This window comes from Burkholderia gladioli (genome assembly GCF_000959725.1).
Classification (GTDB): domain Bacteria; phylum Pseudomonadota; class Gammaproteobacteria; order Burkholderiales; family Burkholderiaceae; genus Burkholderia; species Burkholderia gladioli.
Map to the genome: position 1 here is coordinate 112,463 of NZ_CP009321.1, position 14,186 is coordinate 126,648.

The following is a 14,186-nucleotide window of genomic DNA, read 5'->3' on the forward strand; positions in this document are numbered from 1 at the left end:
ACGCACTCACAATTCAGAAAGAACGGACCTCCATGGCATATCCCTGGAGGCATTTTGCAACGTCTCCCTTATAGTTTGAAGCTGATCAAGAACGGCTTGTTTTCCGCCCAAGTCGGCATTCTGAATAAGTTGATTGACCTTTTGGAAGTAAGTATTTGGATGCTTGCCATTGTGCAATATCCCCCCGAGATCGTCGGAATTGTTTCGATTCGGCAAGAACACGCCATTCAATTCGGAATCTACATCAATGCCATATTTTGCAAGAATGGCGCGAGCCGGTGCAGCTTCTTTCGAAGTATCTCCCACGATATGGTGCGCTGCGGAGTTTGCCGGGCGCGTGACGCCCGATTTTTCCATGTTGTTGCTCAATTTGACCGAACACCAACCCCACGGATCGATCCATCGTTGGGCGTTGCGGCCGTAGGCGTATAAATTCTCCCCACCGTACAACCCGATCGGATCCTGACTGACAAACCGACCGACATCCGGATCATAAAACCGGAACGTGTTGTAGTGCAGCCCCGTGCTTTCGTCGGCGTACTGCCCAGCGAACCTCAGCGGTTGCTCTGTCCGCGCGGCCGGCAGCAGGCTGGCATCCGTCTCGACCCGCCCCCAGGCGCCGTAGCGCCCGGCCCAGGCCAGCTCGCCCGCCTCGTCCGTCACCTCGAGCGGCGCGCCTACCAGGTCGGTATGGAAGTGATAGATCCGGGCCGGCCGCCGCGCCTGCTCGATGGCGGCGGCGGCCATCGCCTCGGCCAGCATGGCATCGACCCGCGCCGCAGGCGTGTAAGGCGCATCCGGGCTGTACACGTAGCTGCTCACGCCGGTGTCGCGCACCTCCTGCGCGAGCCGCAGCCCTTCCCATACGAACCGCTTCGTTTCCTCGCGCAGCGTTACGCCGCGCACGTCGAGCGTCGTATCGGTCTTGGCGATGCGCCGCCCGAGCGGATCGTAGGCGAAACGCGTCTCCACAACGCCGCGCGCGCCCTGCGTGCGCACGGCCACGAGCCGATCCTGCCCATCGTAGGTGAACTGCTGGCGCTGATTCGCGCCGCGCAGCTTGGTCGCGAGATTGCCGAACGCGTCGTAGTCGAAGCGCAGGTTCTGCCACATGCGCAGCCGGTTGCCCTCGACATAGCCGCGGCTGCTGCGTTGCGCATCGTCGAGCAGGTTGCCGGCGGCGTCCCAGGCGAACGATTCGAGCTGCCGGTCGGCGGTGTTGACGCGCTGCGTCAGATAGCCGGCCGGATCGTAGCTGAACTGCGTGCTGCCGCGCAGGCTGTCGCTGCTCTCGGCCAGTTCGCCGGCGGCATCGTAGCCATAGTTGCGCCACAGCTGGCCCTGCCCACGCGCAAGCGCGTCGGGCTGGAAGCCGGCCGATTGCCAGATCTTGCGGCCCAGCAGGTCGTAGGCGGTCCGCTCGGTCAGGCGGCCCTGCGTGCGCGTCAACTCGCGATGCAGGTCGTCGCGCTCGAAATCGCTAACGACCTGGTCGCCGTGGCGAATCTGGTGCACGTGCCCCGAGCCGTAGCGCAGCATCTGCAGCGTCTGCTCGTGTGGCAAGGCGAGCTTCATCACGTGGTCGAGCCCGTCGAGCGTGTATCGGACGCTGCCGTTCGCGCCGTGTTCGGCGGTCAGCCGCCCGGCCTTGTCGTATTCGAACGTCAGCGTGTCGGGCGCGATGCCGAGCGCCAGCCCGGCCGCGGTCGGCACGCTCGCGACTTCGAGCAGGCGGCCGCCGGTGTCGCGCGCGTAGCGCGTCACTTCGGTAGGCGTGTGCTGCACGCACAGGTTGCCCATCCGGTCGCGTTCGAAGCGGATCGTGCGCACCGGGCGATTGTCTGGAGCGCGATCATCGGCCGTACCGACAATCTCGAGCGCCGTCAGATCGCCGGCCTCGCCGTATTCGAAGCGGCGCAGCACGCCGTCGGGCCGCGTTTCGCTGATGAGCCGCCCGCCTGCGCTGTACGCGAACGCGTAGCGCGCGTGCCCCTGTTGCAGCTCGCGCAGCCGCCCTTCGGCGTCGTAGTGGTAGCGGGTTCGCCGCCCAGCCGGATCGACCGCCTCGACGAGTTGCCCGCGCGCATTGCGCAGCGACGTCTGCGTCCGGCCGCCCAGCCCGATGTGCCGGATCATCAGCCCGGCGGCGTCGTACTCGTAGCTTTCGGAACTGCCGTCGGGATAGGTGACCCGGCGCGCCTCGCCGGTCGGGCGCAGGTCGAACGACACGCGGTGCCCGAGGGCGTTCTCGCGCGCGAGCGGCAGGCCGAATGCATCGAAAAAATTGCGCGTGGTCTTGCCCGAGCAATCGGTGTACGCCACCAGCTCGCCGAGCCGGTTCCACTCGAACGTCTTGCGCCCGCCCAGCGCATCGACATGCGCCACCGGCAGCGCGCTCAGTGCCTTCGGATATTCGTAGCGATTCTCCCGGTCGAGCGGATCACGGGTGACGAGCAGCCGGCCCTGCCGGTCGTATTCGGCGTGCCAGGCGCTGCCGTCGGGCAAGATGATCTCGACGGGCCGCATGCTGTTGCCGTCGTAGCGCGTTTTCGTGGTGCGGCCGAGCGGATCGGTTTCGGCAACGATGCGGCCGGCGTCGTCGTATTCGAACATCACGGTTCGTTCGCCGGGCAGCGCCAGCATCACGGGCATGCCGGCATCGTTGTACTTGAGCCCGTAGCGACGGCCGTCGAAATCGAGGTACTCGACGATCTGGAATTGCGCGTCGTAGCGCCATTGCGCGTGGCGGCCGTCGGCATGCCGCACATGGGTGCGGCGGCCTTCGATGTCGTACTCGAACGCCCAGGCCTCGCCCTCGCTGGTATGGGTGGCGACCACTCGCGGCGTGCCGTCGATGGCCTTCCACGTATAGCCCGAGGTGAAACCGAGCGCGTTCGAATGGCTCGTCATGCGCCCGTCGGCATAGGTGAAGCGGCGCACCACCGCGCCGTTCGCGTCGGTCACGGAGGCCATCTGGCCGTTTTCGTCGTAGCCGTAGGCCACGACGAGGCGGCGCTGATCGCCGCTGACGAGCGACACCTCGGCGAGCCGCTCGTGCTCCGGCTCGTAATCGAGCACGGCCAGCAAGCCGCCGCAGGTCTGGATTTCACGCACGCGGCCACGGCTGTCGCGCTCGAACTGGCACCACTGGCCGGCCTGATCCTCGATCCGGCGCACCCAGCCGATGCGGCCCGAGCCCGGCTCGTAGCGGCCGAAGTCGTAATAGGTTTCGCCGACGTCGTGGAGGATGTAGCGGCCATCCGGCGTGCAGGTCAGATAGCGCTGATCGGCCTCGCTGAACGCGGCCTGCCCCGGCTTCAGGATCGGGAAGCCGGCCTCGCGCCCCTGCGCGTCGGTGTACCAGAGCCGACCGTCACGCGCGTGCAGCCGCAGTTCCCACGGCAGCACCCACCCTCGCCCGAGCGTGCCGACGTAATCGAGGTCGCTCGAATAGAAGCGCCGGATCGCCACCGGCATCGGGCTGGGCACGACGTAATCGGTTTCCGATTCGGCCGGCAGGATCTTGCGCCCGGTGGTGACGTCCACCGGGTTGCCGAACATCCCGCCGATCGCGCTGTTGATGGCCGGGCCGATCACGTAGCGGCTCGCCGCCTCGCCGAGCACGTAGCCACCGATGAACTTCGCCGCGCACGGCATCACCGCGCGCGACAGCCCGCCCGCTTCCTTGAGCAGGCCACCGAGCCCGCCCACCAGCCCGGCCAGCGCGAACGCCCAGTCGGTGGCGGTGCGCAGCCACGGCGGCACTTCGTCGTCGATCGGCAGGCAGGTCTGGGTGCCGCCGTGGAAATAGGTGTCGTGCGAGCCGTCCGAGATAGTCGCGCCGCAGGTGATCTTGTCGTCCTTGCGGGCGGCCGGCTTGCCGTTGATGAAGATGTTGGTGGAGCCCTGCGCGACGAGCGGCGTCGGGTTGTGCTTGCTGCACGTCACGCTGCTGAGCGTGGCGTAGGCGGCCTGCTTGCCGTTCACGTAGACGTTCGGCGAGCCGAGCGTGATTGCGCCGGATTGCGAACTGAACATCTTCCCGATCGATTCCCCTAGCGACAACAGCACCTGCGCGCCGATGCCGGCGGCCATGCCGGCCAGCAGCGCCACGCCGAAGCCGCAGGTGAACGTGGCGAACGCCACGGCGGCAATCAGGGCGATGCCGAGGACGGCGCCCACCAGAAAGCCGGTGAGCGCGCTGGTGTGCTCGATCGGATCGGTGACGCGGGCCGCTTCGTACACGATACGTCTCCTTTGCGCGGGTCAGGCCTGGTTCGGTGCCGGTTCCGGCGCATCCGGCCGATAGCTGTCGAGCCAGTCCCGCCAGAGTGCGTTGTAGGTGTCGCCGAAGCTCCTCCCGCTCGACGCCGTGAAGATCAACACGCGCCCCGGCGCGACGACGAACGCCGCCTGCCGCTGGAACACAGTTTTCGCGCCGTTGCGGTAGGCGGTGTCGATCCGTTCGCCGGCGATGCCGCCGTCTTCCGCGCCGAGCCGCTCGGCCGCGCGCGCGATCAGGCGATAACCCTGCAGCCGCGATTTGAGCAACCCGCTCTGACGATCGACGTAGGCGTCCAGCGCTTCGCCGTCCTTCAGCCAGTCACGCGCGATGCTGAGGTTCGGCTGCGCGGCCAGGTCGGCCGGCACGAAGAGATTGGTGGTCCTATCCTCGAAACCCGCCGGCAGCGTGATGCTGCCTTCGTGGATGCGGATACGGTTGTCGGAATCCGTCATGCAAACTGCCCGTGTCAGAAAAAATCGAATGAAGCGAAGGCTCGCGCGCGAGTCAGTGCGTCGCGGCGGCGCTCCGGCGCTGGCGCAGGCTGCCCAGCAGCAACGCCGCCAGCGCCAGCAACCACACATAAAAACCGATCCCGAGGCCGGCGATCGGCGTCGCTTTGGCCTCGTTGAAATACCAGTCCTTCGTGAAGAACGAACACAGCGCGCACGCCAGCGCGGCGCCGCCGAACGCCGCGGCCCGGCCGTCGCGGCGCCGCGCGAACTGCACGGCCGCGAACAGGTAGAGCGGATTGGCCAGCCACGCCGGATTAAGCGTCAGCAGACCAAACCAGCCCTGCCCGAGCAGCGCCAGGCCGCTCAGCGCCGGCTCCTTGTCGAAATACATCGCCGGCAGCAGCAGCGACAGCAGATAGCCGACCACCGACGCGCCCAGCACCGCGCGCCGGCCAACGGCCGACAGCGCCTCGATCGGATCAGCCATCAGTCGGCCTGACCGGCCGGCGTCACGACCTTCTCGCCGCGCGCGCGCATGGCCGCGCGCTGGGCCTTCGGATCGAGCGGCGGCCACGGCGCGCCGGCCGCAACGATCTTGCGGCGGATCTGCTCGATGCGCGCGGCGGCCGGCGAATCGGGTGTCGCGTGATTCTTCAGTTCGTTCTGCAGTACCCAACCGTACGACACGCCCAGCTCGCTGGCGACCTTCGGATCGGCGCCGTGAGCAAGCAGGTAATCGACGGTGTCCCACTGCTGGATCATCGTCGCCTGAAACAACGCCGTCTTGCCGAGCGAATCGCGCGCGTTGACGTTCGCCTTATGTTCGATCAGCACCTTCAGTTGCGGCAGCAGCTTGTTCTCGGTCACCTCGAACAGCATCGGCGTGTCGCCGTTATAGAGCCAGTTCGGATCCAGGCCGCCGTCCAGCAGCACGCGCAGCAGGTTCGGCGTATCGGCGCGCAGCGAGAGTTCGGCGACCGAGCCGCCGTCGGGGCCGAGGCTCGCCTTCGGATCGGCGCCGTTCTTCAGCAGCACCGAGATGATCTGGTAGCGCGGGCTGGACGCGTCGTTCTTGACCGGCACGATTTCCTGCACGGCGTACGACAGCAGCGTGGTGTGCTTCGCGCCGGGCGTGTTCAGGTCCGTCTTCGGCGCGAGCTGCTGCACGCTGCCGAGGTTGCCGTCGTGAATGGCCTGGGCCAGCGTGAGCTGCTGCCCCGAAAAGAATTCTTCCGGCGCATAGCGTTTGAAGCCAGTCATGGTGATCCCTTGCGCTTGAGTGGGCCAGCCGAGCGGCAGCGCCGCGCCGATCAGCGCGGCGACGGTGCCGGCGGCGATTGCATTCTTGTATCGCATCAGTTCGATGAGTTCAGATGGGAGGCGAGATTCAGCTCGTCCTTGGAAACCTGCTCGCCCAGGCCGTTCGACACCTCGCCCATCAAATGGCGGCCGACGGTGGTCACGCTGGTCCCGTCGAGCGTCACCGGGGTGCCGACCGCCTTCGGCATCAGCGTGGCCGTGGCGTCGCTGATCGGGCCGAGGCGGCCTTCCTGCATGCCCGTCAGGATATCGCCGTCGACGCGGTAGGCGGTGATGTTGCTCGCCTGCGCGGTGCCGCCGTATTGCGCGACCGTGCCCGGATCGAGCCCCGCCGCGTTGAACGTGATGGCAGACGAGCCGCTGGCTTCCGAGGCGGCCGAAGCCAGCCCGCCGCCGAGCGAGTGGCCCGTTAAATCGACGCCCGACGCTGCGCCCGAAGCCTGAAGGTCCTTGCCGATCGTGACGGCATTGCGGTAGTACGGCGAATCGTCGCCGAGGCCCTGCGCGAGGTTGTTGCTCATGTCCTCACCGAACAATTGCTGCGTGCCCTTGAACGCGATGGCCGGCTTCATGGTGTCGCCGAACACGGCCGGGTCGGGCGCGTACATCTGCGCGCCGAAGTTGCTGCCGGGCTTCTGCAGGTCGCTCGGCTTGAGGCCGTAGGCCTTGAGCGCCTCGGGATCGTTGCCGATCGCCTTCCAGCCGGTGGGCGGCGGATCGTTCGGGTGATAGACGTGATCGGCCAGCTTGGCGAGCTGCTGCGCCTTGAGTGACTGGGCCAGCTTCGAGGCCGCCGCGCGCGTGGCCGGGTCCGAGCTGGCGAGTCCCTGAGCGATCATGGCCTGCGCGGCGGCCCACTGCAGCGCCAGCGCCTGCTCGGGCGTCTGCACGCTGCCCTGGTTCAGGTGGATGACCGGGCCGTCGAGATAGATGCCGTTCGCGTTGATCAGGATCGTCGACGGGCCGTGGCTCAGCTTGATGCTGTCGGGCGTCATGGTCACGACGCTTTCGCCCACGCGGTGCTCGATGCCGTCGCTGGCCTGGTGGCTCTGCATACCGGGGCCGGCCTTGCTGGCGATCGCCTTGGTATTGATGACGTTCGCCGAGGTGTCGCGGGTCAGCGCGATCGTCTCGGTCATGCCGCCTTCGAGGATCCGTTTGGATTCGCTGCCCTTGAGCAGCGAGACGGTACGCGGGCCGGCCTCGACGGTATGCGTCTCGGCGTCCTTGATGACCGTGTTCATGTCCTTCTGGGCGTGCAGGAACACTTCCTGGCTGCCGTTCACGTCGGAGAAGCGCAGTTCGTTCGAACCTTCGCCCTTGTGCGTCTGGCTCTTGATGCCCATCGTCTGGCCAGCCGCGCCGTGGTACGGGTTGCCCTGCTCGCCGTTGAACACGCGGCCGACGATCACCGGGTTGTCCGGGTCGCCCTGATTGAACGCCACCAGCACTTCCTGGCCAATCCGCGGAATCGCGGCCGCGCCCCAGCCGGCCCCGGCCCATGGCTGCGACACCCGGATCCACATCGAATCGGAGCCATCGAGCTTGCCGCGCCGGTCCCACAGGAAATGCAGCTTCACGCAGCTGCCGTTGGTATGGATCTGCTCGCCCTTCGGGCCCACCACGATGGCCGATTGCGTGCCCTGGATCAGCGGCTTGGGCGTGACGCGCCGCGCGCTGTAGGCGACTTTCTGCGGCAGCAGCACGAAGCTGTTGCGGTACGGTAGCTTGGCCGCGTGCGCGGTGTAGTCGTTGACCGCCTCGTGGCGCACCTGCAGGATCACGTAGGCCTGATTGTCGGCCGCCACAGGGTGGCCCGTCACGCTGACGCTGCCGGCCGTGGTCATGCGCCATGCGTAGCCCTGGCCCGTGTAGCGCTGTCCCTCCGCCTCCTCAGCCTCGATGGCCTGGAGCGCGTAGCGGTCGCCGTCGGCGGCGTGATCGTAGAGCGATTGATGTTCGAAACGCTCGGTCGTGGCGAGCCGTGCGTATTTGAGCGTCGATTCGACTTCCACCATCATCAGCGGCGACGACGGCGTCTGATGGTTGAAGTCGCGATAGACGATCTTGCCGACGCCGAAATGGCCACCCTGGTTGAGCTGGTCGATGCCGTTGTATTCGCTCGACGCACTGTCGGCGTAGGGCACGCTGGCCAGCCCCTCAATGGGGCGGAACATGGCGTTGCTGTCGCCGATCACGAGGGTGTGCTTGTCCTTCTCGTAGCGGTGCGTCCAGATCAGCCCCTCCTGCTCCATCAGCCGGGCGCAGAAGTTGTAATAGGACTCCTGGTACATCACCACGTATTCGAGCGGCTTTTGCTCGGAATGGATGTCGAACGCGAAATCGCTGAAGCCGTGATCGGCAAACACGGTCGACAGGATGGCCTGCGCCGTCTGCTCCTGGAAGATCCGGCAATCGGTCGAGCGCGTCAGGAACCAGAACCACGGCACCACCGACATGTGGTACTGGGTCACGCTGCCCGGGTTGCCGACGCGGTCGAACGACGCCACGAAGCCGTCGAAATACCGCGTCTCGTCGCCGCTCACGGCGGTGGCGGCGGCCAGCAGCGATTGCCGGGATTGCGGGTCGAACCTGAGCCGGACCTGCTGGCCGATCAGGTCGGCCGGCTTCAGATCGTTGCGGTGCGAAAGCAGATCGAGGTGCATCTCAGGCAGCCGGTTGACGTGCTCGTCGACCACCGCCACGCTCACCAGCAGCACGTCCTCGCCGAGGGGCGTGTCGAGCGTGACGTAGCGGTTCATCTGCGTGAGCCTCGCCGTGCTGCCCACTGCCTGATTGATCGAATCGGCAATCGCAGCCGGCGGCCGCTGCAACAGCGAGAAGCCCGTCTGCGCCAATTGCGCGGCGCGCTGCACGGTATCGACGTGACCGGCAAGCGCGGCCACCGGGCCGACCTGGCTAGCGATAGTGGTGGCAAGCGAACCCGCCAGTCCGCCGAGTCCCGCGGGTGCTCCCTGCAGGCTCGCAAAGCTGGACAGGACGCCGCCTGGCGACGCCGTACTCATGTCTTTCCTTCTTCTCAGGTTCTGCCCCGTAGGATCCTTCTCTGCATGGCACCGAAACTTTAGGGGAAAAACGAAAGAAACGGTAAACGTTGAATTGATGTTTCAATCGATTCGGCAATTTTGACTTGACGCCAAACGAACCCCGGATTTTCTCGGTACGATTTTTCGCATGGCAGTTGATAAAATCCCCACGGTATCAACGAGATTGATTTCGAGGCAGTCGATAATTTCCGCGCGATGACACGCTGCGATGCAACATCGGATTAATAGAATATCAGCGCCCATCACAGCAATCGACGACAGCCGTGTTGTAGGCGGCCTTTCAGTAAAGATGTCTCGCCGGCGCCACAATATCCGCCGTGCCCGAGCATCTTCCCGGTATGACATCTTCCTTCTGCCAAACACCGACGATTTTGAGCCTTCATTAGGTTCGGCGCTCCTGCTGATCCACAGCATTCCCGAAGACATTGTCAAATTAATAATGCGGAAACGCACAGCGCAGCCGGATCTCTATATTGCCGCGACGACCGTCACCCGCACGAGACCTCCCATTCGGTCGTCGTAGTGAGATGCAAGGACCACTTCCGTGTCCCCGCGAGTCCGAGCATGGACCTGATAGAGGGCCGACGCGACCTCCCCTAGCCGAAGCGTCTCCGCGCCGCTCACGATCACCAAAATGCCTGACGCCGTGCTCAACGACATTTCGCTGGTCGCCTCGATAGCGTCCCTCGTCGCCTGGAAAATGCGCTCCGGCCCGGCAGCGAAGCCGACGCCCAGGACGCCGCGGCGGCCGGCCGTGAACACCCCCCTCACGTCCAAAAATTCGCTGCCGGCGGGCATGGCGACCTTGCGGCTCCCCCCTGGGTCGCCCCTAGTCGCGGTCCGGTAAATCTGAAGAAGGGACTCCAGAACGCTAAGGTGAGGGAATTCGGGAGTGACGACGATGGCATCGACGACGGCTGCGAGACCGGCAGTCGCGCGCTGGACGGTCTCCCGGTCCGCGGCCGCTCCGTGCATCACGATCGCAACTGTGCGCAAGCCAATCGCGCGTCTGGCGGCGCCAACATTCTCCCCGAGCTGAAGCGCGCGGGGCTCGGCGGACGCGATGAGCAAGAACACAAGATCCGGCTGCGAATCGAGATCCGGCCCGGGCTGGGCTCGCCGAAGCGTTGCATCGGAGAGCGTGTCGGCATCGCGATCGCCGTTCGACCGCGCGATGGCGCCCGAGCTCGCGTGCCTGGCCAGCGCCCGGGCCAACGCGGCGCCAATGCGGCCGACGCCCACCAGATCGCTCACCGGTCGATATAAATCGGATCTGCCGGTCGGCTCCGCCGATACGGCGCTGTCCTGCACCGGCTTTCCCGCGTTCTCATCGCATGCTGACATCGTCATATCCTCGAAGCGCACCGGGTGCGCGCAATGCAAGGTTAAATTAACAAAGAATGCATGGTTAATATTATGGCTTTTGAACGGTTGGCAATGCATGCTCTCGGGCATGAACGCATCTGCCAAAACCCCAACTTTCGAGCGCAACCCGATCACCCCCAGGCCGTCGGCCGGCGGTTGAAGGAAGTGCGCCTACAGGCCGGCAAGAGCCAGGAGGATCTGGCTCACGAGGCGGCCGTCTCCAGGGTTGCGATCAGCGCAGTCGAATCCGGCGCGGCCAATACAACGGTCTTGACGCTCGCCGCGTTGTGCCGGCCGCTTGGGATATCGCTTTCGGAACTATTCGCTCCCTTGACCATGCCGCTCGACGCTCAAGAACCGAGGCGAGTCAACGCTGCCAAGCCGCCTAAAATCGGACGGTCGCGCCTCCGCTAGCAGCCCAGATCAGGGCAGACAGACGACAGCGAGTGGCAGGGACGCTCCGTCACGACGCTTCGCGCCATCTCTTTTCGTGTTTTCGCGGCCGCGCGCCGGCCACCGACTGCGGTTCGAAGCGTCAGCACTCTGCACTCCTAATAAAATAAGAATCTCCGAACACGTCGCAATGTCGCTTTCCGTATTCCGAGCATTGAATAAAAAACGCGATCGGCGTGAGCGCAAACCGCGAGGCCGCCTGCAACGAGGCACGAGAAAAGTGCAGGCGGAGAAAAGCTGCGAGCCTTACGGAAGCTCGCGAATTGGGTGATTTTTCAAAACCGTCTGACGACTGTATTGCCCTGAGGAGGGCGCAATACAGCCGCAGAAATTTCGCGATCCAGAATGCCTAGTTGGACTTGAGCATTTCCCACACTTTGTTTCGCAACTTAATCGCTTGAACCGAGCACGCCTTATAAGGTTTCAATCGCGATTTAAGATTCTCTGGTGTCGCGAATGCCGGATTCGACAGAAGCGATTTATCAACAAAACGCTCGGACCCGACAATCTCATTTCCATACATGTATGTGTTGGAAACAACCGCTATGTTCTCCGGTCGCATCATCCAATTGACGAAGGTGTAGGCCGAGTCGAGATTCTTCGCCTTCGCCGGGATGAGCAAGCTGTCCATGAACAGCCGGACGCCTTCGCGCGGGTAGACGAACTTGACCGATGGCAGCGCCTTTTCGGCACGCACCGCGGCGCCGTTCCAGATCTGTTGGACGATGACCTGCTTCGATGCCATCCGATCGACTGGGCCGTCATTGCTATAGAGCTTGACCGCAGGCTTCTGCTGTTTGAGCACTGCGAGGACCCGCTTCGCGTCCCCCGGGTTCTCCGTGCATTCGTCCTGCCCCAGGAACCAGCTCGCGGCCATGTAAAGCTCCTCCTGGACATCGAGGTCGGCCACCTCCCCTCGCAAGCTCGCGGGCGGGTTGAAGAACGGTCCCCAGGAATCGTCGAGGTGGCCGCCCGGGACACGCGCACTGTCGTAGGCATAGCCGGTCAGTACGATCGTATAGGGCATGGCATAGTCGCGGTTCTTGTCGAACGAAGGATGTTGATATTCCGGCCGGATGTTCGAGACGTTCGGCAGCTTGGTCTTATCCAGCCGTGTCAGCAGCCCGTCCTTAGCCAGGATCGGAACGTAGTAGTCGCCGGCGACCACTACGTCATAGGTTCCGCCACCGGCCTGCAGCTTCGTCAGCAGGCTTGCGTCGCTGTCGTAGGTGTCGAGGGTCGTCTTGATCCCCGTTTCCTTCTGGAACTTTTGAAGCAACGCCGGGGGGAAATAGTCCGGCCAATTACCAATGTGCAGCTCTGCGGCCTGCAGAGGGAGCGAGATCGCGATCAGCGTCGCCAGCAGTGTCGTTTTCACAGTCGGCCTCCTGCGAACGTTTCCCAGTTCGGACCGAATGTCTCCGCACGGCGAGTTGCTTCGCCTCCCGGGATCTTGACCTGCGCGAGCCAGTATCCGGCCGCGACGATACCGCATGTCGCGATCGCCAGAAGCGTGGACGCGGCGTTGATTTCCGTTGTCATCTCAAGCTTAAGCATGCTGTAAATGTAAGTAGGCAGCGTGGTTCCCCCCACGCCGGACAAAAAATACGACGTCACGAAGTCATCGAGCGAAGTGATGAAGGACAGCATTACCGCCGACGCGATGCCCGGTGCGACACACGGCACCACGATGCGAGCCAGCACCTGGGACGGCGAGGCACCTAGGCCCTTCGCGGCATCCAATACCGCGTCATCGATGGCCTCCATACTGGCTCGAATCGGGATGAAGGCTACGGGTAGGCAGAAGACCACGTGCGCGAACAGGACCACGCCGAATCCAAGGTCGATCGACAGCGCGGCGAAGCCAAGCAGTGTCGACACGGCCAGGACAATTTCCGGCGCCACCAGCGGGACGTGGATCAGCGCGCTCAATGCAGACGCTCTCGCTCCTTGGGTGGCTTTCGATCGAATCGCCCACGCAGCCGACAATGCCAGGACAACCGTGATCAGCGAGGTGAGGACCGCGAGCTGAATCGAATTCCACGTGGCGCTTAGCAGCGCCGAGTTCGACATCAAATCCCGATACGCGTGCAGCGAGAACCCCGTCCAGATCAGCGCCGACTTGCCGAGATTGAAGCTCATGACCACCACCGCGACGATCGGCAGATAGAGAAACAGCAGCGCTGCCGCACCCACCAGCCCGGCGCCGCGAAACTTGGTCGGCACGCCCAGCTCACCCGATCCCGGGCCGCCTGGACGGCGAGAGCGCGCTGCCCAAGCAACCAGCAGCGAGAATGCCAGGACGACAATCGCGAGTGCAGCGCCCTTGGGCCAATCTCGGTTGGGGCCGAAGGCCAGTTGGATAAGGTTGCCGACCATCATCGATTTCGCACCACCCAGCAAATCCGACACGACATACGACCCGAAGGCCGGGATAAAGGTGAGGCCGATGCCGGCTCGAATGCCCGGCATACTGGCGGGCACCACCAGTCGAGTCAGCACCGCCCACTTCGACGCGCCAAGGCTAGTTCCGGCATCTACCGTCTCCCAGTCCAGGCGCCGCAACACCGAGTAGATCGGGAAAATCATGAAGGGGATGAACACGTTGGTGAGGCCAAGTACCGTCGCCCAATCGGTATAGAGGATGCCTAATGCGCCCTCGACGCCGAGCCCGTTCAGGAGCCGATTCACGAGCCCGTGGTCCGCGATCAGCAGCATCCAGCCATAACAGCGCACGACAAGGCTCACCAGGAACGGCACGATCAGTAGCAACAGGCAAAGCCGTTGATATCGCGTCCGCAAACCCACGACCCAGAGTGCGGTCGGAAACGCGACGAGCAGGCAGGTCGCGGAGGTCAGCACCGCGAACCAGACCGATCGGGCGAATATCCGTGCGTATCCCGCCTGCCAAACCCACTGGCCATCGAAATCCTGGTCGAACAGCAAGCGGGCGTAGGCCGACCACGAGTGCGCGTGCCAGTCGACCCCACCGAAATCAAGCGGCAGGCACGACGACACGAATCCAATGATCGCGATCGGGTATAGCACGCCCGTACCGATTACGAGCCACACTGCGGTCCTTCCCATAGAAAATCGAATCTCTCCGTTCGATCAAAACCGAATGCCATTTCGGCAGTTCTTTTCGTTATTGTGTCGACGACCCGAAGACACGAAGGCATTCTTAGCGAACGGCCTTCACACTTCAACCATGCAACCCAGACAAATTACGCCAAGGCTTCCGCT

The 14,186-nt window shown here is 64.2% G+C and carries 9 protein-coding genes; 1 reads left to right on the forward strand and 8 read right to left on the reverse strand.

Annotated features, from left to right (window positions below; all coding sequences use genetic code 11):
* Positions 1-6: 6 nt before the first annotated feature.
* The 6 genes from BM43_RS00975 to BM43_RS01000 all read right to left on the reverse strand — a co-directional run bounded on the left by BM43_RS00975 (position 7) and on the right by BM43_RS01000 (position 10,580).
* Positions 7-4,245, reverse strand: a complete 4,239-nt coding sequence (locus BM43_RS00975) for an RHS repeat-associated core domain-containing protein (protein ID WP_042284310.1) — start codon at positions 4,243-4,245, stop codon at positions 7-9.
* A gap of 21 nt (positions 4,246-4,266) precedes the next feature.
* Complete coding sequence (locus tag BM43_RS00980; RefSeq protein ID WP_042284307.1) at positions 4,267-4,737, reverse strand: DUF1795 domain-containing protein; 471 nt, start codon at positions 4,735-4,737, stop codon at positions 4,267-4,269.
* A 52-nt stretch (positions 4,738-4,789) separates the two neighbouring features.
* The gene (locus tag BM43_RS00985) at positions 4,790-5,224 is read right to left on the reverse strand and encodes a hypothetical protein (protein ID WP_042284304.1); all 435 of its coding nucleotides are present in this window, start codon (positions 5,222-5,224) and stop codon (positions 4,790-4,792) included.
* Positions 5,224-6,093 carry an ankyrin repeat domain-containing protein gene (locus BM43_RS00990; protein WP_036032541.1) on the reverse strand — a complete coding sequence of 290 codons (870 nt, stop codon included), beginning with the start codon at positions 6,091-6,093 and terminating at the stop codon, positions 5,224-5,226. Before BM43_RS00990 ends, BM43_RS00985 begins: the two co-directional genes overlap by 1 nt.
* Positions 6,093-9,083: a type VI secretion system tip protein TssI/VgrG gene (locus BM43_RS00995; protein ID WP_042284301.1), complete on the reverse strand. Its 2,991-nt coding sequence runs from the start codon at positions 9,081-9,083 to the stop codon at positions 6,093-6,095. Before BM43_RS00995 ends, BM43_RS00990 begins: the two co-directional genes overlap by 1 nt.
* Before the next feature lie 510 nt (positions 9,084-9,593).
* Positions 9,594-10,580 (reverse strand): FtsZ/tubulin family protein, encoded by a 987-nt coding sequence (locus BM43_RS01000; RefSeq protein WP_052710553.1) that lies wholly within the window; start codon positions 10,578-10,580, stop codon positions 9,594-9,596.
* Here BM43_RS01000 and BM43_RS38135 point away from each other — a divergent pair.
* Complete coding sequence (locus BM43_RS38135; protein ID WP_036052839.1) at positions 10,563-10,904, forward strand: helix-turn-helix transcriptional regulator; 342 nt, start codon at positions 10,563-10,565, stop codon at positions 10,902-10,904. The genes BM43_RS01000 and BM43_RS38135 overlap by 18 nt on opposite strands.
* Before the next feature lie 388 nt (positions 10,905-11,292).
* Here BM43_RS38135 and BM43_RS01010 read toward each other — a convergent pair whose 3' ends face one another.
* Complete coding sequence (locus tag BM43_RS01010) at positions 11,293-12,321, reverse strand: extracellular solute-binding protein (protein WP_036047927.1); 1,029 nt, start codon at positions 12,319-12,321, stop codon at positions 11,293-11,295.
* Positions 12,318-14,015: an ABC transporter permease subunit gene (locus tag BM43_RS37375; RefSeq protein ID WP_120513391.1), complete on the reverse strand. Its 1,698-nt coding sequence runs from the start codon at positions 14,013-14,015 to the stop codon at positions 12,318-12,320. The genes BM43_RS01010 and BM43_RS37375 overlap by 4 nt, the downstream gene beginning before the upstream one ends.
* Positions 14,016-14,186 lie beyond the last annotated feature (171 nt).

Excerpts from the sequence above, each read along its gene's own strand:
- BM43_RS00980 (WP_042284307.1), bottom strand. The coding sequence starts at position 4,737 with ATGACGGATTCCGACAACCGTATCCGCATCCACGAAGGCAGCATCACG.
- BM43_RS00990 (WP_036032541.1), bottom strand. The coding sequence starts at position 6,093 with ATGCGATACAAGAATGCAATCGCCGCCGGCACCGTCGCCGCGCTGATC.
- BM43_RS01000 (WP_052710553.1), bottom strand. The coding sequence starts at position 10,580 with ATGCCCGAGAGCATGCATTGCCAACCGTTCAAAAGCCATAATATTAAC.
- BM43_RS00985 (WP_042284304.1), bottom strand. The coding sequence starts at position 5,224 with ATGGCTGATCCGATCGAGGCGCTGTCGGCCGTTGGCCGGCGCGCGGTG.
- BM43_RS00995 (WP_042284301.1), bottom strand. The coding sequence starts at position 9,083 with ATGAGTACGGCGTCGCCAGGCGGCGTCCTGTCCAGCTTTGCGAGCCTG.
- BM43_RS38135 (WP_036052839.1), top strand. The coding sequence starts at position 10,563 with ATGCATGCTCTCGGGCATGAACGCATCTGCCAAAACCCCAACTTTCGA.